Here is a 19,038-nt window from a genome sequence, read left to right on the forward strand (position 1 = left end):
GCTAATGCATAACATTAGGAACCGGATGCGGTAATCCCGCACGTCCGGGTCTGTGAGGGGCAGGGATGGAAACATCCCTGTCTACTCGGCAGGCGAGCTCGATACACGGTTCAAGCCGATGTTGATGCTCGGGATGCGCATGGGCGGCCGCAAACAGGGCTTTATAGCCTGCGTAGTCGTCGACTACCAGATGGCCCTGCCAATCGCCTAGAAAATGTTGCGCATGCCGGCCACTGCGACCGGCTTGATAGTCGAAGACGAGGATCTTCGGCCCCGGTTGCAGGTCGTTACTGCGATAGGCCCACAGATAGGCCTTTTTCGTTTTGCCATTGCCGGGATCCAGCTGGGGGACCGGCGTCTCATCGGCATGCAGGCAATCGCGTTGCAACAGGTGCCAGGCCAATCGACTCGCTAAAGGTTGCAAGGCCACACCGAGCCGTCCAACCCAATCGGCCAGGGTAGAGCGGGACAATTTCACGCCGTCGCGGGCGGCAATCTGCTCCAACCGGTACAGCGGCAGATGGTCGAGAAATTTACTGATCATCACCCAGCTCAACAAGCCGACCGCGGCCAGGCCGCCATCGATCACCGCCGGCGGAATCGGCGCCGCGATGATGGTTTCGCAGCTCCGGCAGGTATATTGCGGACGGATATGGCGATGCACGAAAAACTGAGCGGGCTCGACATCCAGTTGCTCGGTCACATCCTCGCCGATCTTGACCAGCTCCCGGCCGTAATGGCCGCAGGTGCAGGATTCGGGTTCGCGCCGGTGTTCGATCCGTGGCAAGTGAGTGGGCAACGGCTGACGACCCCGCGCAAGCGTTTGGGACGAGCGACGGTGGCGCGGGGTTCGTCCTGCAGTTGCTCGACTTCGGCTTCAATCGCCGAGATGTCGGTGTTCCAGGTTTCCTCGAACACATCCCGCTGCAGCGGGGCCAAGGCAGCGCTCTTCGTACTGAACGAATCCGTTTGTAATAAGCGAGCTCATGTGTCAGCGCGGCGATTTTGACGTCTTTGGCGTGGATAGCCTTGGCGTCCCGCTCAGTCTGTTCAATCAGCGCTTGAATTAAGGCGGCCACTTCGGTTTTGGCAGCCGGTTCCAGGTTCAACTGATCGAGTTTGGCGAGGGGATTCATGGCGGTTATAATACCGCAGGGACCCGATGAATGCCTTGATTTTACTGGGTTTCAGTGGCTTTTAAAGTCCCACCTTACACCCGCCATGCCGCTGACGGTTGGGCCGATAGCCGTTGCCAATCGACACCAGCGGCCAACCACTGCCATTTATGCCCTTTGGGTACTGCGCTTGACTGATCGCAAAGACCGGATCAGAGGCCTTGGGCCAAACAAAACTGCCTCGATGCAAACGCCGCTGGCACAGCCAAACCCTATTGTCATCCCACAGCAACAGGCGTAAGCGGTTGCCGGCTCGGCTGCGGAAGATGAAGGCCGACCCTGCGCCCTAGGCTATGCTGGACGATAGCCGGCAATCCGTCCAGGCCACGGCGCATATCGACCGGCGCCACCGCCACCCAGATCTGCGCCGGACTCTCGATCAAGCCAGGCATCGTAACAGTTCCGCTACCCAACTCGCCGGCGTTGAAGCCGGCAATTCCAGGCGATGGCCCTGGGCATGGGTAAAGACAATGGCCTCAGTGACAGCCGGTTGCGGTTGAATCTGCACCGGTATCAAGACCGTCGAATCCAATTGGAATAATTTGCGATAGTCGCTCAGACGCGCCGTGAACGTATGAGCATCGGGTGCAATACTCTCGGCTTGCGACAAACCAATGCGTTGCCATGCTTCAATATGCTGACGCCATTTCGCTGTGATGGTCATGCGAAAACTCCTGAGCAAAAATCACAGGATGCCGCAGACAAAAACTATTTTATTATAGGTGGTAGGGCTAAACGTTTACGTTTCGATGGGAATGCTAATCGAGGTGGCCGCGATCCAGGGAATGGCTGCTGTCGCCAGATTGCGTATCCATGTGGGTGAAATCATAATGCTGGGGTTAGGCCGTTGAGCAGAAGTTTTAATGGCGGCATCGGCTGATTGTGCTTGGGCGCGAGCCAAGGCAAGGTCTGGATGGTAATAAATCGCCGCCAAGGTTAATCGATCTATGTTCCAGGTTTTTGGCAACGACATGGTTCCGCTTCTGGTAATCGTTTCAATAAAACTCAACATTTCCGGATTTAACAATGTCCGATTTTCCAATTGAGTTACAGACTCAGCGGGATTGAGTTCGCGATCCTGAAAACTCGCACAGCCGACGACAGTTAGCGTGGCAACTAGCAAAATGAACAAAATAGAAAATAGCCGATGCATGAACAGAGGATAACAATCTGTTCCTAACATGACCATGACGGGAAGATTACATTTTTGTCAGAATTGCAGATGGGTTATTCAGGATTCTTCTTAGTCGTCAGCTTATAAACGATAACCGGACGCACAGTGAACAAATTAGCGAACGGCAGCAAGGGGGCGGTTGCGACAATTCACCACTCTTAATAGCCGACGGTGGATTCGTATCGGAATCGATGGCCTGAGTGGAATCGGAACTGGTTGCGGGAATACGCGAAATAGGTTTATTTATTCAGTGTGACAAAATTTTCTGGGGTTCCGGCTTACAACCCCTTCCACAAATGATTGAAATTAAAGCTTTTGCTTGGACTAAAAATTTCATATAATAATCTGTTTTACCGGGGCTTTTGCCTCATCCTTGCTTTACCGCCTTGCTTAAACAAGGTGGAAGGCTTCAACCGTAAGGAAAAACCATGCGACATTATGAAATTGTCTTTTTAGTCCACCCTGATCAAAGCGCTCAGGTACCAGCGATGATCGACCGTTACAAAGCGATCATCGAAAGCGCTTCCGGCGCGATTCATCGCCTGGAAGACTGGGGCCGTAGACATTTGGCTTACCCGATCAACAAAATCCACAAAGCGCATTATGTGCTGATGAACATCGAGTGCGACCAGCCGACCCTGGCGGAACTGGAAAGCAACTTCCGTTTCAACGACGCAATCCTGCGTAGCATGACCCTGCTGCAAAAACAAGCGGTCACCACGCCGTCCCCGATCGCGACGCAAGCAGCCGAAGAAAGCAGAAACGCCGAAGCCAAAGCCAAGGAAGCCGCCGCACGCGCCGCTGCCGCCGAAGCCGAAGCTGACGAAGAAATCGATATCGACGAAATCGCGTCCGATTTCGACGCAGACGAACTGGCTGCCGACTAACAAATCAACCCACAGGATTACGAGGATTACTCATGGCACGTAACGCAAGACGTAAAACCAAAGGCTTCGGCGCCACTAACGGCGTGGAAATCGATTACAAAGACCTGAATTTGCTGGGTGATTATGTCACTGAAACCGGCAAGATCGTACCGAGCCGCATCACCGGCGTCAGCGCAAAATACCAAAGACAGTTATGCACTGCCATCAAGCGTGCACGCTATATTGCGCTGTTGCCATTCTGTGACGCACACCAATAATTAAACCAACCAAGGTAAGGCAGTGAGGATTTTGGCTGAGTACATCATGCGCGGGCGGACGCAGGCCATTATCGTGGCTTCTACGCTGGCGTTGCTGTCGCTGAAATTCCCACCGATCAGCGTTTTCAGTTCGGCCTCCATAGCGCTCGTCACGCTGCGGCGCGGCGCAACGGAAGGCATGTACATCCTGTTCGGCGCAGGCATCGCCACCGCCTTGCTCGGCTTCTTCGTGATCGACAACTATCAGTTTGCCTTGCTTTATGCATTGCTGCTGTGGCTGCCGGTGTGGGTGATCTCAATCATCCTGCGGGAAGGACGGCAATTGTCTCTGGCGGTAGAAATCGCGGTCTTCATCGGTATGCTGGGAGTTGCGGGATTTTATCTGTACGTACCAGAACCCGCGACGATGTGGGCCGGATTGTTCGAGCAGATGGTGCAGCAAACGACTGTACCAATCAAGGACATCAAGGGTTGGATCGGAGAATTCTCCCATTACATGACCGGCATGTTTGCCGCAGGCGCCGTATTCAGTCTGTTGTTCGGACTGTTTCTCGGACGCTGGTGGCAATCACTGCTATTCAATCCGGGCGGCTTCAAACAGGAGTTTTTACTGCTGAACACCAGCCGGAAACTGGCAATAAGCAGCTTGATCGCACTGTTGGTCGCGTTCTTTGCCAGCGGAATGCTGTCAGAAATCGCCTGGAACATGAGCATTTTGCTGTTTGTGCTCTACACCGTGATCGGCACTTCGGTGCTGCATGTAGTATTCGCACAGACCAAAATGAGCCGCTATGCGGTGCCGCTGTTTTATGTGACGCTGTTTCTGGTGCCGCAAGTCTTACCACCGGTCGCGGTCGTCGGACTACTCGACGCCTGGCTTGACATACGTAAAAAAAATTCGAATCAAACGCGCGCCTGAGGGCGCCACTTATCAGTTAAACGTCCGAATACGAGGATTAAAAGATGGAAGTTATTTTGCTTGAAAAAATAGCGAACTTGGGTGGCCTGGGTGACAAAGTCACGATCAAGGCCGGCTATGGCAGAAATTATCTGATACCGACCGGCAAGGCGGTTGCGGCGACCCAACAAAAAATCGCCGAGTTTGAAGCGCGCCGCGCGGAACTCGAAAAAGCCGCTGCGGCAAAACTGGCTGCCGCGCAAACACGCGCCGATGCCATCAGCAAACTGCAAATCGTGATCACCCACAAGGCGGGTGACGAAGGCAGATTGTTCGGCTCTATCGGTACCCACAACATCGCCGAAGCGATCACCGCGGCCGGCGTTGCGGTCGAGAAAGCCGAAGTTCGCCTGCCGCACGGCGCGATTCGCCATGTCGGCGAATTCCCGATCGACATCAACCTGCACTCCGATGTCGTGGTGACGCTGCCTATCACCATTGCCGCCGAATAAAACGGCTTCCGCATGCCGGGCACCTTCAGTGTCCGGCATTTTTGGGTTTTAAATCGTGGCATTCTCCTCCGGCAGGCGGTTGCAGGATCAATCCTTCAGGCCCAGGGCACGTTGACTCCTGCTTCAGATGAAGCCGCCTTGCATGCGATGACCTCCATGCACATGAAATAGCGCTCGCTGATTCCGTAACCGACAGGTTCGAAACCGTTCTCCCGAAGCAAAGCATACAGCCGCTTCCGCCCAAAGTTATGATAGTGCTCCAGCTCGCCCCAATACGGGTTGGCATTGGTCCTATCCAGCATTCGCCAAGTATAACAATCACTGTTTGGCATGGATGCGAAAAGCAGCCCTTCAGGCGCCAACAGGCGATGGGCGTGTTGCAGCGCAGCGATCGGGAACGGCATATGTTCAAGAACGTCAGCCATTGAAATTACTTGCAGCGGCGCTTCGGGTCGATAGTTTTCAAACTCCATCACGTGCGCTTCAATTCCGTCCATCCGAATCAGTTCGACCGCCTGGGATCTCAGATCCAGACCCACGACCGAGAATCCGTATTCTTCCGCCGCGCCCAGCAACGCCCCGTTCCCGAACCCGATGTCAAGCCAGCGCCCTTCGGCAGTTCCGAGTTGCCTAACGACCCGCTCGACCATGCGTGCCGCGATGGCGCGACTGCCGTGAGGATCGTTGCCGGGAAGTTGATGAGGATTGACCGAGGCGAACAGTATCCGCAACGCCGCAGGCGACCAGTAACCGTCCGTGAAGACATGTCCGCATGCGGCACAGCGCAGCCAACGCATCAGGCTGGGGAGCGACGGCTGATATAACGGATGGTAAGCGCAATTCCCCACTCGGTATTCGGACGTCTCCACGCAATCGCAAAGTGGACACGATCGATAGGCGATCCTGATTTCGTCATTGAACACTGGGCCTCCTGAAATAGTTGGCTTTTCTACGTCCAATGCCCCCGCAATCGCCGTTAAACAAGCTCACGGGCCTTTGCAAAGGCTTCTCTGAAATCCAGGTACAACGGTTGCTCGGTCTCCAACAATAGTCTGAGCAATTTGTTTTGCAACTTGTATTTAACATCGCCGACCGCGAGCGCACCGATGCCTACCGCATCCGGCGATTGCTCCGCATGAGTCAATGGTGCCCCAAAATGGCTGCGCTTGACGCCTTCGATACCGAGCGGCGGCACCGCGTTGATGTCGGCGGCGACTTTCAAATTTTTCGCCGCCTTCAACACACCGGCATTCAACACCTGTACCCCAGCTTTTGCGGTACAGAAAATAATACCGACATCGCCGACCAGTCCGGCTTTTTCCGCATCGGAACTCGCAAAAGCGCCTTTGATATGACTACCGAAGCGACGGTTGTAAGCGCCGGCAATTTCGTTCGCCGTTTCAAGCGACAAATGATCGACGATCGCGACATCGAGACCAGCCAACGATGCAATTACGGCGGTCGTAATGCCTACCGCGCCAGTGCCGCCGAAGACCACGGCCTTACAATCGGCAAACGACTTGCCGTGCTTGACGGCCAGTTCTTTCTCAACACAGGCGACCAGTGCCGCGGCGGTCGTAAAAGCGCCGCTCGGGTCGGCCAGCACCGAAATTTCAAACGGCGGCACCATCGCGCGCTTGCAAGCGGCGAGCATGTCGATCGCCAGACCAATGTCGCGCCCGCCGATGAACATCGCCGTGCGTTTGACACCGGCCGGCCCGCGCGAAAAAATCGCATCCTGAGTCAACCCATTAACACTGTCCAACTTGACGTTGCTGTAAGGCATCAACACGTCAAACCCGGCATCCACCGCCATGTTGATGTCGAACGGGCTGTTGTTGGGCATCGGGTCGAGCATGTGAAGTATGCTGCGTTTTTCCATCGGTGATCCTTGTATTGTTGCAGGTAGACTTAATATAAAAGGGAATGGTAAAAATACAAAGGGCATCTTTGCTTTCGCAAGAAGACTGCTCCGGCGGGCAGGAATGAAACAGGCGGAAACGCTAAGGATTTAATTAAGAATGCAGGACGGATAGAGCGATAGCAATACCTATCCTGCTGGGACGACAGATTGAATCCGGTTTTCCGCCGCAACTTTTACGGATTGGCTTTGATATATTCCCGCGCCACGTCGAATGCATGCTCGAAATGCAGATAAACCGGCTTGTCGGTGCTGATCATTTTCTTGAGAAGCAAATTCTGCGCCTGATATTTGATATTGCCGATCGCGAGCGCGCCAATGCCGACCGCGCCACTAATCGAACCGGCGATCGGCGCACCATTATGAAACGCATCGACGCCCGCAATACCGGCCGGCGGCACCGCATTCACATCGGCGGCGACTTTCAATTGGGGGGCCGAAGCGATTAATTGCGCACTTAATAATTCAATGCCGGCCGCACCGGTTGCAAACACCACCTCGGCGGTTTTGATATATTCGGCCTTGTCCGCGTCAGCGCCGGCCGCGATCGTGATCTGACCTTCGCCGAATTCATTGCTGCACATGTCCGCCACGCCTTGCGCTCTATCGAGCTGGCGGCCGATAATTCTGACATGCGCGCCGGCGCGCGCCGCAATCACCGCCGCGGCTTGCCCAACCGGCCCGGTGCCGCCGAGCGCCAGAATGTTTTTACCGGCCAGCGTGGTATTGAATTTCGCGATCAATTCACGCTCGACTGATGCGACCATGCCGGCCGCGGTCGTGAAAGCGCCGCTGGGATCAGCAAAAACAGACACTTCAAAAGGCGGGACCATCGACCGTTTGGCGATTTTAAGCATGTCCATCGCTTGTTTGGTATCCCGTCCGCCGATAAAGATACCGGTGCGTTTCAAGTTTTTCGCGCTGCGGGAAAAAATCGCGTCTTGAACCAAACCCTGAACTTCGCTCGGTTCGACATTGATATAAGGCACAGCCGAAACCCAACCGGCATCCATCGCCATATTCACGTCGAACGGACTTAGATTTTTCGCGGTTGTCAGCATGTGTAGAATAAACGGTTTTTCCATGATATCCCCTTGACTAAGTTAGCCCCCAAGTATAAAAGAATTCCGCCGGTAAAAATAGCGAAAAAGCGTCTTGCGGATTTAAAATAACCTGAAATTTGTGTATGATCCGCTGTTTGCCAAGGAAACACTTTCGCCTGATCAACCCATGCCTTCCAGCAAAGATCAACAACGCCGCGCCGCCTATCAAGCGCGCGACAGGCAGACCGACAAGGATGCACTCAGCGCGGCTCTTTGCGCCCGTATCATCGCGCAGGCCGCTTATCAATCCGCCGAAACAGTGATGTGGTATGTCGGTTGCAAATCCGAGGTCAGAACGCTGTCGGCTTTGCGACTCGAACTGGACAGCCGCAAACGCATCGTGATCCCTTATTGCACACGCGACGAACATGGCAAACGCAAGCTGGGTTTGTGGCATCTTACAGCGCTTGACGAACTGACGCCCGGCGCCTGGGATATTCCGGAACCGCCAAAGGCGCGCTGGGGCGATGCGGAAACCGAAGTTTCTCCATCCGAACTGGACATAATCATCGTGCCGGGCGTTGCATTCGATCGCAGCGGCGGCCGGCTCGGCAATGGCGCGGGCTATTATGACCGCCTGCTGGCCGGCGTACGGAAAGACGCGGTGTTGTACGGCGCCTGTTTTGAATCGCAGTTGTTCGATCAAATAGAAATGGAAGCGCATGACATCCCGATGGATGCGGTGATCACCGAAAACAACGTTTATCTCTGCCGCGGACGCGAGACCGCACGATGAATTTGAACGCAATCAAGGCGCAACTAACATCCTCGCCCGCTTTCGTGATCGACCGGGACGCCCTCCTCGCCAACTTACAAACCCTGGCGGAACTGCGCAAACACAGCGGCGCCAACATTTTATATTCGATCAAGTCTCTGCCCTTGTCACTGGTCTTGCAAACAGCAAAGCCGTTCGTCGACGGCTTTTCGGTCAGTTCGCTATTCGAAGCCCGGCTCGCGAAAGAAATCCTGCAAGGAACGGGCAACATTCATTTAACCACGCCCGGCATCAGGCCGGATCAGATCGACGCCTTGAATGAATGCTGCACGCATATCAGCTTCAATACGCCGAGCCAATTTCAACAATTTGCGCCGACGGCGGGCGGCAAGGTTTCAGCCGGGTTACGGATCAACCCGAAGTTATCCTGTCTGAACGACGAGCGCTTCGACCCTTGCCGTCCGCACTCCAAATTGGGCGCGGCGATCGAAGACCTGGAAAACCTTGATTCATGGGCAGGCATTGAAGGCCTGCATTTGCATAACAGCTTTTCCGCAACCAGCTATACGGCGCTGATCGACACAATGCAAAAGATCGAAGACCTTCTTGGCAATAAGCTTGGGCGGCTCGACTGGCTTAATCTCGGCGGCGGCTATCTATATGGCAGCATCGACGATCACCACCCTTTCATCGATCTCGTGCGGCGGCTGAGAAAACGTTACGGCGTACAGATTTATATCGAACCCGGCAAGGCGGTCGTCGGCAACGCGGGTCATCTGATTGCGACAGTGCTGGATCGTTTTGTCAGCGGCGGCAAGACCATTATGATTCTGGATACTAGCATCAACCATCATCCCGAAGTATTTGAATACCAGCGACAACCGGCATTGGCCGAACATGCACCGGCCGGCACCCATGCGGCAATCTTGGCCGGCTGCACTTGTCTGGCCGGCGATCTGTTCGGCGAATACCGCTTCGATACGCCGCTTGCAATTGGCGATAAGGTCGTGTTCAAACAAGTCGGCGCCTATAGTCTGATCAAGGCGAACCGGTTCAACGGCTGCAATCTGCCCGATATTTATATCGCCGACGGCGGCAAACTGGAGTGCGTAAAACAATTTAGCTATGAAGACTTTCGTAGCCAATGGCATTACACACCCGAAATCTGTTTACCCTAATGCGGCGCCCCTAACTATATTTATGCGAAAACGCAACAAATGGCTGCACGGGGAGCCGCTATTTTTACGAAAGCTAGTTTTACTTCGGTAACTTCTCCTGTGTTGCCCTGCTTGCATACCGGGCAGGCGAAGCAAACGGCAAAAAACTTAACGCGACCGCTATTGCCTTCGGCGCCCCAGCCGTCTTGTTCTTATCTCCCCACTTGTGAGGCTCCTTTTGTTTTATAACTCACGGGAGGGATAAAACGCAGTGCGTAATGACCCGACGCGATGTCGGAGGGGTTTGCAATTTCACTAAGCAAGCAGTGCTTAATGAAATTGCCCAGCCCTCTCGCTTCCCTGAACTACTCGCCCGCCTCCTAGGGAATGAATTGCACTTATCGAGTTAAATCGACGCCGCAAACCGAGCGATTTTCGCCAAATATGGAGATACTCGATTGCGAATTCTTTCACTGTCTCATCCGTATTTACATTTACGCACGCTTTTCCTGCATCAAGCTGCTGCAATCCCCACAGGCCGAACGAATATGAACCTCCCGCTGCGGGAACGGGATATTAATAGCATGTTCGCGTAATACTTTTTCGAGCTGGAGATGAATATTGTGCGTCGCCTGCGATCGATGCGACAGCTCGCTGACAAAAATCCGTATTGAAAAATCGAGCGAATTCTCACCAAAACCGACAAACAACACGCTCGGCTCCGGTTCGGACAACACCAGCGGCGTTGACTTGACCGTGTCGAGCATTAGCTGGTGCGCTTCCTCAACATTAGAACCGTATGCAATACCGATAGGAATCACGACCCGGGTGACCGCATCGGTCAGCGACCAGTTGATCAACTGACTGGTGATAAACGTCTTGTTCGGTACGATCAGTTCTTTTTGATCCCAGTCGATCAAAGTGGTCGCGCGCATTTGGATACGACTGACCTTGCCGGTCACATTGCCGATCGTGACCGTATCCCCGACCCGAACCGGCCGCTCGAACAGCAAGATGATGCCCGATACCAAATTGGCGAAAATTTCCTGTAAACCGAACCCTAAACCGACGCCGAGCGCTGCGACCAGCCACTGCACTTGCGACCAACTTCCGCCCAATTCGTTGGCCACGACAGCAAAACCGGCAGCGACCAAAGCATAGGTCGCTAGCTGATTGACCGCATAACGCGCGCCCGCCTCGACCGACAAGCGCCGGAACACCAGAAGCTCCATCACGCCGGAAAAATTTCTGACCGCCACCACGGTGACGAAAACGTACAAACCGGCCAGCAGCAAATTGGCCATTGTGATTGGCAGATAAACCTCTTGATTATCGACCTTGTCCACGTGCTGCCACAAGACGATCCGTTCGAGGAAAGAAAACGCCGGCAAAATGTTCCGCCAAATGATCCCGAAACTGGCCAGCGCACCAAATGCAATCAGCACGTTCATCAATTTGATCGTCTGCGCGTTGATTTTTGGAATGTCGATCAACTGCTCATCAATCGGCACCATAGGTTCTTCACCGCCCGCCGCATTGGCTGCGGCTTTTTCGCTCTGCAGCGCCACTTTGCGCTTTTGCCGCGCATTCTTGATCGCGAGCTGGCGATTAGCCAGTATCAGCCACCTTAACACCATTTCATGAACGATGAACAAGCCAAAAGCAAGCCGCAGTGTCACGACCAGTTTCTGCTGCAATTCGACCGCACTCAAGTAATAGCCGGCTACCGCAAAGCCGACCACAATCAACGGCGGCAGACAAACCGCCGGATACCAGAGATAACGCAGGCGCGACACCCAACCCTCCGGATAGGCCTGTATATGGTTTTTTAGCAACCCTTCGCCGGGCTTCAGAATGCGGCTGAAAAATACCGCTATAGCGATCATGATGATGATCAGCGCCAGACGCCCCAGGCTATCGCCATAGATCGAGCTTTTCGACGCGCCGGCGGAATAGACAATAAAAGTGCCGAGTACCGCAATAAAACGCACCCAGGCCAGATGTTTGCGCATTAAATGCGCATTGGTTTTTTCCCATTGAAAATGCTTGAGTGCGATCCCACCCGGCGCGAATAATCGGTAAAAAAATTGTACCAACCACAACGGCACCGCGGCGGCCTTAAGCCCTGCTCCCACCGCCTTGCTAAAATCGGCGGCCTGCCAGCTGCTGTTCAAAAACCAGCCGAGCAGATAACACAGGGTCGGCAGCGGCAAGACCAACACGACCGTAAAAACTAAGGCCTGCAAACCGTTATTGAAATTATCAGTATAAATTTTTTCAGCCTTCTCCAGCAACACAGATAACTGGGCTTTGGCCCACCTTTTGGCTATCGGCAAAAAACTCAGGACCAATATCGACAACAAGGCCAGAAACGAACGGCCTTGCGCCGAATGCAGCAGGTCTTCACAAACCCCAAGCCAATTCAACGGCGACAGCAGCCATTGCACCGATTCATACAAACCCGCGAAAAAAAACAGATTGATTGGTTCCGAACTGGGCACCCATAACAGATGCTCATCAAGGAATTTGGCAAATTTATCGATTTGCGTCTCCAGTTGCTGGCGCGCGAAATCAAAATCGCCCAATGTGCGCAAATAAGCCGCGTAAGCGGCCGACAGTTTGTTCAACAGATCTTTCTTGCCGTTCAACAGTACCCGCAATTCCGCCTGAATCATCATGCGCTGATCGACAGGCAAGTTTTGATCGACTTGAGAGCGCATCATCTCTTTGAGCTCAACATCCAGATTCTCGAGCCGCTGCAACTGGTCATCCACCTTGAATTGCTCTAGGCTGGCGGCCGCGGTTTCATTTTGTAAGTTTTCGGACTGCGGTATATCACGATCCTGATTCGCCAGACTACGCCGCTGTTCGCGCAAAATCCTGCCCAACGCCGGGCTCAATCCCGCCACGCTGATTTTCTTTTCAGCTGATTTGAAATCCGTGTCAATGTTGACTGCCACAGCGTCAATAATATTTTTTTGCTCGGTATATTTTTCGGTTTTACTAATGATATCTTGCAGATCGCGTGTATATTGCAGATTCTCACGCGTAATTCGTTGAATCAAGACATGCTTGCCGGACAACTCTTTTTCGACCTGACTCAGCGCGTCTTGAATCTGCTGAGCTTCCTTTTGCCGGCGTTCCGCGAGTTTAACATCGATCATCTCGATGATCGGGCTCAATTCATTTCTTTGAATTTCGAGCCATTGCAACTCGACTTTCAACACCTCAGCGCGCGCCGGATTGCTGAGCGCTTCGGCGTCGAGCATTTTCAACTCGGCGGTGCGGCGACTCACCGCGGTTTTCAACGCAATTTGACGCGCCTCGCTTTCAAGCGGTGAAGACAATCCAACGGTCGGCGCGGTCAATTGCTTCTGGTCAGCTTCAATCTCCTGTTTCGCCGCGACGATCTCCTCACGTATCAATTGCGGCCGACTATTTTGCTCTACGAGCTCCGTTTCATTCTTTTTGATTTGATCATCCAGATTGGCTACCTTGCCTTTTTCAATGATCAGCCGTTGCTCAAGTTCTTCGGTCGGAATGCTGTCCCAATCTTCGTTTTTTTGTTTGCCGGTCTTTTGCTGATACGAATCGATGTCTTTCCGCAATCGTCGAGCCTGTAGCGGCGCGCTCTTCAACGAAGCTTTGTAGCCCAACGTTTGCGCCGCAAATTTTTCGCTACTGTCAAGATTGTCTTCCGCCTCCTGATAAATCGCCAGCACCTTGGTTTTTAAAGATTCATCGAGTCCTTGCCGTTTATTCAGCGCATCGATTTTGTTCCGCACCTCTTTTTTGCCAACCTCCGAGGTCAACTCTTTCGGATTGGCGGCAGGGGCTGACGTTTCCGCAGATAGCCTTGCGGATCCCAGAATCGACAGCAGAATAATCGTCAGAACTACATTAATTTTCATTAGTTTCAGCAAAAATATCAAAAATTGCATAGCAAATAACCGTACAACACTTTTCGGTTGAACGCCATCTTATCAATGATCAGGAGCGCGCAATCAAAAAAAGGCCGGCATCCAGGCTTTACAAATTGAACTGAACAGAAGAGCGAGATCCATTATAATGGTGATAGGCGTGGCGAAATTTGCTGGAAAGCGATTGCTCGAACGGGCAACTTAGTCAATTATCGTCAATAATTGTTACAGGGAATACTAAAACCGCCGCGCTTTACTGAAACGAATTGGAAAAGCTCTGGCAGTGCCTTAACAATCGCCAAGGTGATATATTAACAAATCCGTATAGTAGCAAAAATGATCGATCAAATGGGATTAATTCAAGTTAACCCTACCCGTAGTCCGCCGCCCTCCTTATTGAATGAAGAAAAGCGCCAGACCTGGCAGCATTTCGTGCGTCTACTATTGTGTTTAACTCTCGGGTGGCAGGCCTCGCCGTTGCGCGCGCAGGACACCGCCGCGCCGCAAACCGGAGTCGGCAAAGAGATTGCTACGCTGATCGAAGCAAAACAGCATCCTTATTCGGCGCAGACCGATTTTTCGAGTCGCGTGGAGGATATGTCGCAGCTATATAAAACCGCCCATTACGACCTGTTGTGGCTCAATCGCGCCGATTCCGAGCCGTTGATCGCGCAAACGCTCGATCTTTTGTCCCATTCCGCAAGAGAAGGCCTGAACCCGCAAAATTACGATGTCGACAAACTGAAGGAAATGCTGCCGTCCGCTTTGCAACTGCCACCGGTCGCGGTCAGGAAACGGGCATTGTTCGATACCGCCGTCAGCTTGTCACTGCTGCGCTACCTGCATGATCTGCATTACGGACGCGTCAGTCCGCACGACATCAATTTCAACTTAAAACTGCGCGATAAAAAACTGATCGATTTACCCGCCCTGATTATCGCACATCGGAATCAAGGCCAAATCGCACAACTTTCCACCGCAGTCGAACCAAAACTGGATCAATATCAAAAATTAAAACAAGCGCTGGCGCATTACCGCGACTTGGCCGCCCACACAACGCCGCTTAAAGTGGAGATCACCGAAGCGGTACACATCGGGGAATCGCATCCGCAACTGGAAGAGTTGCGGCGTTTTCTGATCCAAACTGGGGAACTACAAGAAAAAACAGCCGTTCCGAAAGCGCAAACCACCCCACGCTACGATAAGGAATTGAGCGAAGGGGTCAGACGCTTTCAAGAGCACTACGGTCTAGGAGCCGACGGCGTACTCGGCAAAGGCACCGCCGCCGCGCTGAACACGCCGCTGAGTGAGCGCGCCACCCAGATCGAACTGGCAATGGAAAGGCTGCGCTGGCTGCCTGAAATCGGTTCCGGTCCGTACATCCTCGTGAACATTCCGGCGTTTCAAATGTGGGTGTATGACGACATCAGCAAAACCGAACCTACCGCTCTCAGCATGCGAGTCGTCGTCGGTCAGGCGATGAAAACCCAAACGCCGGTATTAATGGCCGAAATGCGCTTCATCGATTTCTCGCCTTATTGGAATGTCCCCTACAGCATTACTAAAAACGAAATTGTGCCCAAGCTGCTGGCCAACCCCGGCTACCTGAAATCCGAAAACATGGAGATTGTCGCCGCATTCAGTGACAACGCAAAACCGGTTCCGCTGAATAGCGACTCGCTGTTACAACTGCAACAGGGTCTGTTGAAAATCCGCCAACTCCCTGGCAAGAAAAATCCGCTCGGTAAAGTCAAATTCATGTTCCCGAACAAGGATGACGTGTACCTGCATGACACCCCGTCGAAGTCTTTGTTCAACCGCTCGACCCGGGATTTCAGCCATGGCTGCGTGCGTATCGAAAAACCGTTCGAGCTCGCCGAATTTGCACTAAAAAATCAGCCCCAGTGGACCAAGGAAAACATTCAACTCGCGATGCAGTCGCCCAAAACGCAGCGAGTGATGCTCAAAAAATCGATTCCTGTGCTGTTTTTTTACACGACCTCATTTGTCGAACCAAACGGTAAAGTCGCTTTCTATCGCGACATTTACGGGCACGACACGGCGTTGATCGAAGCGTTGAAGAACGCCCAGGACTTGCCCGATCAATTGCTGTTCATCAGTCAAAATCATATTGTCGCCGACGCAAACCATTGACTGTTTAGTAATCCTGTAAGTGATAGCCGTCTGCCCTGCTTCAAATGCTGGAGCAGGGCCGGCAATTCCATATCGATTTTCTCCAGGCTAAAGCGCCCGCACTCATGTTTTCGCGGCACGTTCGATCTCGCCCTCCCTATCCCCGTGAAGATCCCGGGAAATAAGTGCCGATCGCCGTATTCGCACCGAAATTTGGCTGCAATCCCCACGTGCTTTGCAAATCCATTCCGACCGAGGCACCCAATTCATTTTCGGCTCTACCCGGATCAGATGGCGACGCTCGATCGATACCTTCATCAGCTGAGCTCAAAAAACTTGCCTTTGCCAATGATAATGATTATCATTCATTACGAAGGCGTAAAGTGACCACTCGCCGCTTTCGTTTAACGCACCAGCTTCTTCTCTCGGCTGTGTGCGTTAAACATTTTGTGTATATAAACCCATAGTCGAGGAGTCTTATGCCCGAATCACAAACAACTCCCGAAAGAGGTGAATTAGCGCGCCTGCATGCGACAACGTGTTTGTCGATGACGCAATTCATCAATGGCCGCCAATGCCCCAAGCTGGCGCAAATGATCGTACGTCAGCTAAACCAACTGCTCATGCATCCCGAGCTTGAACCCGTCTCGCAGACCCGCGAAATGTATAGGCAGTTGCTCGAACATTGGCAACAAATCGCCGCACAGTTACTTGAACATCGCGATGCGCGCAAAAGCATCGTTTACCACTAGGCGGAAAACGATGAAAAATGCTGACAACAATTCAGCCGGACGCCCTAGCGCCAATCCCGAAGCGGCGCCAAGATCGGGAGAAGACCAGCACCGACTGAACAGCAGTGCACTGTTTGGGGCCCGAAACGAAATCGTCATCGTCCATAATACCGACGAATACCGGCTGCGTATTACCCGCGCCGGCAAGCTTATACTGACCAAATAAAAATTCCGAAATCCCTAGCCAGCCATCCAGGCCCCGCGCCCGGTAGCCAGCCATCCCTGACGACCGATGAGGAGGCACGGCTATGCCGGCAAATGTTCATAAAATCGATTTTTCCTTGCCCAAGAATCGTTCGGGCGGCTCGACGCGTTTTCATCTTGGGCAGAGCATGGTGATTCCTTTTGTTCCCGAAACCGCCCTTCTCTCGGCGCAGCATCAAATTGCGGCACTGCCTGGCTGTCAACGCCATGAAGCGGTAACCGCCGTGCTGTTGGCGCTGCTTCTTCATCTGGCAGCATTTTTCTTGCTACACGACATCACACCAAAAGAGACCGTCACCGCGCCGACGCCGATACAGGTCTCCTGGATCGCCGCGCCCCAACCGAAATCTGAAACAACGCCGACCGCGCCACCGAAACAGCGACAGCCGGAGGTCAGGCCCAAACCGAAACCGATCCCCGTCAAGCGCGCAAAAACCAAACCCAAAGCCGTGCTTTCGACGAGCACGTCGGCAACAACAACGACCGCCATGCCGGCAGAAGAGACAGCGAAAACGGCAATGCCCGCCGCAACAGAGCCAGCCGAAACGCCGGCCGCCGCCAAGCCCGCGGCAAACCCTGCGCAAACGGCCGCGGCAACTGACGCGGGCAATCAACAGCCGCTGACCTTGCCGAATCTGAATGCCGATTATCTGGACAACCCGGCGCCCCGCTACCCCAGAGATGCGCGCGAACGCGGCGAACGGGGCAAAGTTCTGGTGCGGGCGCTGATCAATACTGACGGTACTGTCGCAGAGCTTTCGATGCGGAAGAGCAGCGGTTACGCAAGTCTCGATGAATCCGCCCTGGAGGCGGTCAAAAAATGGCGCTTCGTGCCGGCGCGGCGCGGCGCGGTCGCTGTTGCGGCCTGGGTTGTGGTGCCGATCACTTTTTCTTTGGAAGGCTAATCAATAATGAATATGACAAATACCCTACAACATTTTGTTTCGCAAAGCGATGGCGTCGGCCTGGCGCTGTTCGTGATTTTGATCGCAATGTCAGTTGTCAGTTGGGTTTTCATCATGATCAAGGCTTGGCAAGGTATAAAGGTGCGGCGTAGCTCCGAGCTTTTTTTGAAAGCGTTCTGGGACGCTGCCTCGCTGGAGCAGATCGAGCAGATTACAACCGAGGAGCCGTTTTCGCTGTTGACCCGCCATGCGATTGCCTCCAGCCGCCATCATGCATTGCACGGCGCAAATCACCTGCATGCCGCCGGTTCCGCTTCCGAATTTCTGACCCGCGCGATGCGCCGCGTGATCGACGAGGAAACCGCGCGTCTGGAATGGGGACTGACGGCGCTGGCTTCGATCGCGAGCACCGCGCCGTTTGTCGGCCTGTTCGGCACCGTTTGGGGTGTTTTTCACGCCCTGACCCGCATCGGCGAGGGCGGCGCATCCACCCTGGAACAAATCGCCGGTCCCGTCGGGGAGGCTTTGATCATGACAGGCTTTGGGCTTGCGGTCGCGATCCCGGCCGTGCTTGCCTACAATGCTTGCGCGCGCTCGAACCGCTTGATTTTGGCAAAACTCGATGCATTTGCGCACGACCTGTTTGCGTTGTTGACGACCGGTTCGGCGCCGGTCGCGGGAGGTTTGTGATGGCATTCGGCGGCTTCAATCAAAACAACAACGCGCGCCCGGTTGTTGAAATCAACATGGTGCCGCTGATTGACGTGATGCTGGTGCTGTTGATCATTTTCATGATCACCGCCCCCTTGATGACGCATGCTGTCAAGATCGATCTGCCGAAGGCCGACAGTAAGGCTCAGACTCAGGAAACCCGGCACATCGACTTGGCGATCGCTGCGGATGGGCAATTCTTTTGGGATACAACCGCCGTAAACCGCGACCAGCTCAAACAAAATCTGCAAAAAATCGCCGCCGAAAACCCACAACCGGAGTTGCATGTTCGCGCCGACCAAAACGTACCCTACCGCAAAGTGGCCGAGGCGCTCGCTGATTCCGCCAAGGCCGGCGTCAGCCGGATCGGTTTCGTTTCGGAGCCGGAAGTATCGGAATAATCAGTATTCCAGCATTCCTCGCCCGAAAAGCATAGGGAGACACACCCTGCCCTCGCCCCAATGCCGTTAAGTTAAGAAGAAAGCTCCCTCTCCTGCTGGAGAGGGTTGGGGTGAGGAGGATCAAAAATAAGGAAAAATACTTTATTTTGATCCCCTCATCCCAGCCTTCTCCCG

18 protein-coding genes and 2 pseudogenes are annotated in these 19,038 nt (G+C 53.6%); 12 read left to right on the forward strand and 8 right to left on the reverse strand.

What is annotated here, in order from left to right; translation table 11 throughout:
- Nucleotides 1–145: 145 nt before the first annotated feature.
- The 4 genes and pseudogenes from U2W12_RS01745 to U2W12_RS01760 all read right to left on the reverse strand — a co-directional run.
- Nucleotides 146–927: pseudogene (locus tag U2W12_RS01745) on the reverse strand (IS66 family transposase); the annotation flags it as partial.
- 283 nt (nucleotides 928–1,210) lie between these two features.
- Nucleotides 1,211–1,567: pseudogene (gene tnpB, locus U2W12_RS01750) on the reverse strand (IS66 family insertion sequence element accessory protein TnpB).
- The gene (locus tag U2W12_RS01755; protein ID WP_326498949.1) at nucleotides 1,555–1,839 is read right to left on the reverse strand and encodes an IS66 family insertion sequence element accessory protein TnpB; all 285 of its coding nucleotides are present in this window, start codon (nucleotides 1,837–1,839) and stop codon (nucleotides 1,555–1,557) included. Before U2W12_RS01755 ends, tnpB begins: the two are co-directional and overlap by 13 nt.
- A gap of 75 nt (nucleotides 1,840–1,914) precedes the next feature.
- Nucleotides 1,915–2,358, reverse strand: a complete 444-nt coding sequence (locus tag U2W12_RS01760) for a hypothetical protein (RefSeq protein WP_326498950.1) — start codon at nucleotides 2,356–2,358, stop codon at nucleotides 1,915–1,917.
- Nucleotides 2,359–2,777: 419 nt separating this feature from the next.
- Here U2W12_RS01760 and rpsF point away from each other — a divergent pair, with 419 nt between their 5' ends.
- From rpsF to rplI, 4 genes are read left to right on the forward strand one after another with little or no spacing between them, the layout of a single operon-like run.
- Nucleotides 2,778–3,236, forward strand: coding sequence for a 30S ribosomal protein S6 (rpsF, locus tag U2W12_RS01765; RefSeq protein ID WP_326498951.1), 459 nt, complete (start codon nucleotides 2,778–2,780; stop codon nucleotides 3,234–3,236).
- Between the two features lie 32 nt (nucleotides 3,237–3,268).
- A complete protein-coding gene (gene rpsR / locus U2W12_RS01770) occupies nucleotides 3,269–3,493 on the forward strand; it encodes a 30S ribosomal protein S18 (RefSeq protein WP_326498952.1) in 225 nt (74 codons plus the stop codon).
- 22 nt (nucleotides 3,494–3,515) lie between these two features.
- Nucleotides 3,516–4,412 carry a DUF2232 domain-containing protein gene (locus U2W12_RS01775; protein WP_326498953.1) on the forward strand — a complete coding sequence of 299 codons (897 nt, stop codon included), beginning with the start codon at nucleotides 3,516–3,518 and terminating at the stop codon, nucleotides 4,410–4,412.
- A gap of 44 nt (nucleotides 4,413–4,456) precedes the next feature.
- The gene (gene rplI, locus U2W12_RS01780; protein ID WP_326498954.1) at nucleotides 4,457–4,903 is read left to right on the forward strand and encodes a 50S ribosomal protein L9; all 447 of its coding nucleotides are present in this window, start codon (nucleotides 4,457–4,459) and stop codon (nucleotides 4,901–4,903) included.
- Between the two features lie 95 nt (nucleotides 4,904–4,998).
- On the opposite strand, the gene U2W12_RS01785 is transcribed toward rplI, so the two are convergent.
- From U2W12_RS01785 to U2W12_RS01795, 3 genes are all read right to left on the reverse strand, one after another.
- Nucleotides 4,999–5,826, reverse strand: coding sequence for a class I SAM-dependent methyltransferase (locus tag U2W12_RS01785; protein ID WP_326498955.1), 828 nt, complete (start codon nucleotides 5,824–5,826; stop codon nucleotides 4,999–5,001).
- Nucleotides 5,827–5,879: 53 nt separating this feature from the next.
- Nucleotides 5,880–6,785: an NAD(P)-dependent methylenetetrahydromethanopterin dehydrogenase gene (locus U2W12_RS01790; protein ID WP_326498956.1), complete on the reverse strand. Its 906-nt coding sequence runs from the start codon at nucleotides 6,783–6,785 to the stop codon at nucleotides 5,880–5,882.
- A 215-nt stretch (nucleotides 6,786–7,000) separates the two neighbouring features.
- Entirely contained in the window at nucleotides 7,001–7,909 is a 909-nt protein-coding gene (locus tag U2W12_RS01795; protein WP_326498957.1) for an NAD(P)-dependent methylenetetrahydromethanopterin dehydrogenase, read from the reverse strand.
- A 145-nt stretch (nucleotides 7,910–8,054) separates the two neighbouring features.
- Here U2W12_RS01795 and U2W12_RS01800 point away from each other — a divergent pair, with 145 nt between their 5' ends.
- Both U2W12_RS01800 and U2W12_RS01805 read left to right on the forward strand, forming a co-directional pair.
- Nucleotides 8,055–8,663 (forward strand): 5-formyltetrahydrofolate cyclo-ligase, encoded by a 609-nt coding sequence (locus U2W12_RS01800; protein ID WP_326498958.1) that lies wholly within the window; start codon nucleotides 8,055–8,057, stop codon nucleotides 8,661–8,663.
- The gene (locus U2W12_RS01805; RefSeq protein WP_326498959.1) at nucleotides 8,660–9,820 is read left to right on the forward strand and encodes a carboxynorspermidine decarboxylase; all 1,161 of its coding nucleotides are present in this window, start codon (nucleotides 8,660–8,662) and stop codon (nucleotides 9,818–9,820) included. The genes U2W12_RS01800 and U2W12_RS01805 overlap by 4 nt, the downstream gene beginning before the upstream one ends.
- Before the next feature lie 473 nt (nucleotides 9,821–10,293).
- On the opposite strand, the gene U2W12_RS01810 is transcribed toward U2W12_RS01805, so the two are convergent.
- Nucleotides 10,294–13,710: a mechanosensitive ion channel domain-containing protein gene (locus tag U2W12_RS01810; protein WP_326498960.1), complete on the reverse strand. Its 3,417-nt coding sequence runs from the start codon at nucleotides 13,708–13,710 to the stop codon at nucleotides 10,294–10,296.
- A 357-nt stretch (nucleotides 13,711–14,067) separates the two neighbouring features.
- Here U2W12_RS01810 and U2W12_RS01815 point away from each other — a divergent pair, with 357 nt between their 5' ends.
- The 6 genes from U2W12_RS01815 to U2W12_RS01840 all read left to right on the forward strand — a co-directional run bounded on the left by U2W12_RS01815 (nucleotide 14,068) and on the right by U2W12_RS01840 (nucleotide 18,864).
- Nucleotides 14,068–15,873 carry a L,D-transpeptidase family protein gene (locus U2W12_RS01815; RefSeq protein ID WP_326498961.1) on the forward strand — a complete coding sequence of 602 codons (1,806 nt, stop codon included), beginning with the start codon at nucleotides 14,068–14,070 and terminating at the stop codon, nucleotides 15,871–15,873.
- 458 nt (nucleotides 15,874–16,331) lie between these two features.
- Nucleotides 16,332–16,604, forward strand: a complete 273-nt coding sequence (locus tag U2W12_RS01820; RefSeq protein ID WP_326498962.1) for a hypothetical protein — start codon at nucleotides 16,332–16,334, stop codon at nucleotides 16,602–16,604.
- A gap of 10 nt (nucleotides 16,605–16,614) precedes the next feature.
- Nucleotides 16,615–16,809, forward strand: a complete 195-nt coding sequence (locus U2W12_RS01825; protein ID WP_326498963.1) for a hemin uptake protein HemP — start codon at nucleotides 16,615–16,617, stop codon at nucleotides 16,807–16,809.
- A gap of 82 nt (nucleotides 16,810–16,891) precedes the next feature.
- Nucleotides 16,892–17,752 (forward strand): energy transducer TonB, encoded by an 861-nt coding sequence (locus U2W12_RS01830; protein ID WP_326498964.1) that lies wholly within the window; start codon nucleotides 16,892–16,894, stop codon nucleotides 17,750–17,752.
- Nucleotides 17,753–17,758: 6 nt separating this feature from the next.
- The gene (locus tag U2W12_RS01835) at nucleotides 17,759–18,442 is read left to right on the forward strand and encodes a MotA/TolQ/ExbB proton channel family protein (RefSeq protein ID WP_326498965.1); all 684 of its coding nucleotides are present in this window, start codon (nucleotides 17,759–17,761) and stop codon (nucleotides 18,440–18,442) included.
- A complete protein-coding gene (locus U2W12_RS01840; protein ID WP_326498966.1) occupies nucleotides 18,442–18,864 on the forward strand; it encodes a biopolymer transporter ExbD in 423 nt (140 codons plus the stop codon). The genes U2W12_RS01835 and U2W12_RS01840 overlap by 1 nt, the downstream gene beginning before the upstream one ends.
- Nucleotides 18,865–19,038 lie beyond the last annotated feature (174 nt).

The organism is Methylomicrobium sp. Wu6 (genome assembly GCF_035916875.1).
Lineage (GTDB): Bacteria > Pseudomonadota > Gammaproteobacteria > Methylococcales > Methylomonadaceae > Methylomicrobium.

Coding starts and splice junctions, on each gene's coding strand:
- U2W12_RS01755 (WP_326498949.1), bottom strand. CDS start 1,839: ATGACCATCACAGCGAAATGGCGTCAGCATATTGAAGCATGGCAACGC.
- U2W12_RS01760 (WP_326498950.1), bottom strand. CDS start 2,358: ATGTTAGGAACAGATTGTTATCCTCTGTTCATGCATCGGCTATTTTCT.
- rpsF (WP_326498951.1), top strand. CDS start 2,778: ATGCGACATTATGAAATTGTCTTTTTAGTCCACCCTGATCAAAGCGCT.
- rpsR (WP_326498952.1), top strand. CDS start 3,269: ATGGCACGTAACGCAAGACGTAAAACCAAAGGCTTCGGCGCCACTAAC.
- rplI (WP_326498954.1), top strand. CDS start 4,457: ATGGAAGTTATTTTGCTTGAAAAAATAGCGAACTTGGGTGGCCTGGGT.
- U2W12_RS01790 (WP_326498956.1), bottom strand. CDS start 6,785: ATGGAAAAACGCAGCATACTTCACATGCTCGACCCGATGCCCAACAAC.
- U2W12_RS01795 (WP_326498957.1), bottom strand. CDS start 7,909: ATGGAAAAACCGTTTATTCTACACATGCTGACAACCGCGAAAAATCTA.
- U2W12_RS01800 (WP_326498958.1), top strand. CDS start 8,055: ATGCCTTCCAGCAAAGATCAACAACGCCGCGCCGCCTATCAAGCGCGC.
- U2W12_RS01805 (WP_326498959.1), top strand. CDS start 8,660: ATGAATTTGAACGCAATCAAGGCGCAACTAACATCCTCGCCCGCTTTC.
- U2W12_RS01810 (WP_326498960.1), bottom strand. CDS start 13,710: ATGAAAATTAATGTAGTTCTGACGATTATTCTGCTGTCGATTCTGGGA.
- U2W12_RS01815 (WP_326498961.1), top strand. CDS start 14,068: ATGGGATTAATTCAAGTTAACCCTACCCGTAGTCCGCCGCCCTCCTTA.
- U2W12_RS01820 (WP_326498962.1), top strand. CDS start 16,332: ATGCCCGAATCACAAACAACTCCCGAAAGAGGTGAATTAGCGCGCCTG.
- U2W12_RS01825 (WP_326498963.1), top strand. CDS start 16,615: ATGAAAAATGCTGACAACAATTCAGCCGGACGCCCTAGCGCCAATCCC.
- U2W12_RS01830 (WP_326498964.1), top strand. CDS start 16,892: ATGCCGGCAAATGTTCATAAAATCGATTTTTCCTTGCCCAAGAATCGT.
- U2W12_RS01835 (WP_326498965.1), top strand. CDS start 17,759: ATGAATATGACAAATACCCTACAACATTTTGTTTCGCAAAGCGATGGC.
- U2W12_RS01840 (WP_326498966.1), top strand. CDS start 18,442: ATGGCATTCGGCGGCTTCAATCAAAACAACAACGCGCGCCCGGTTGTT.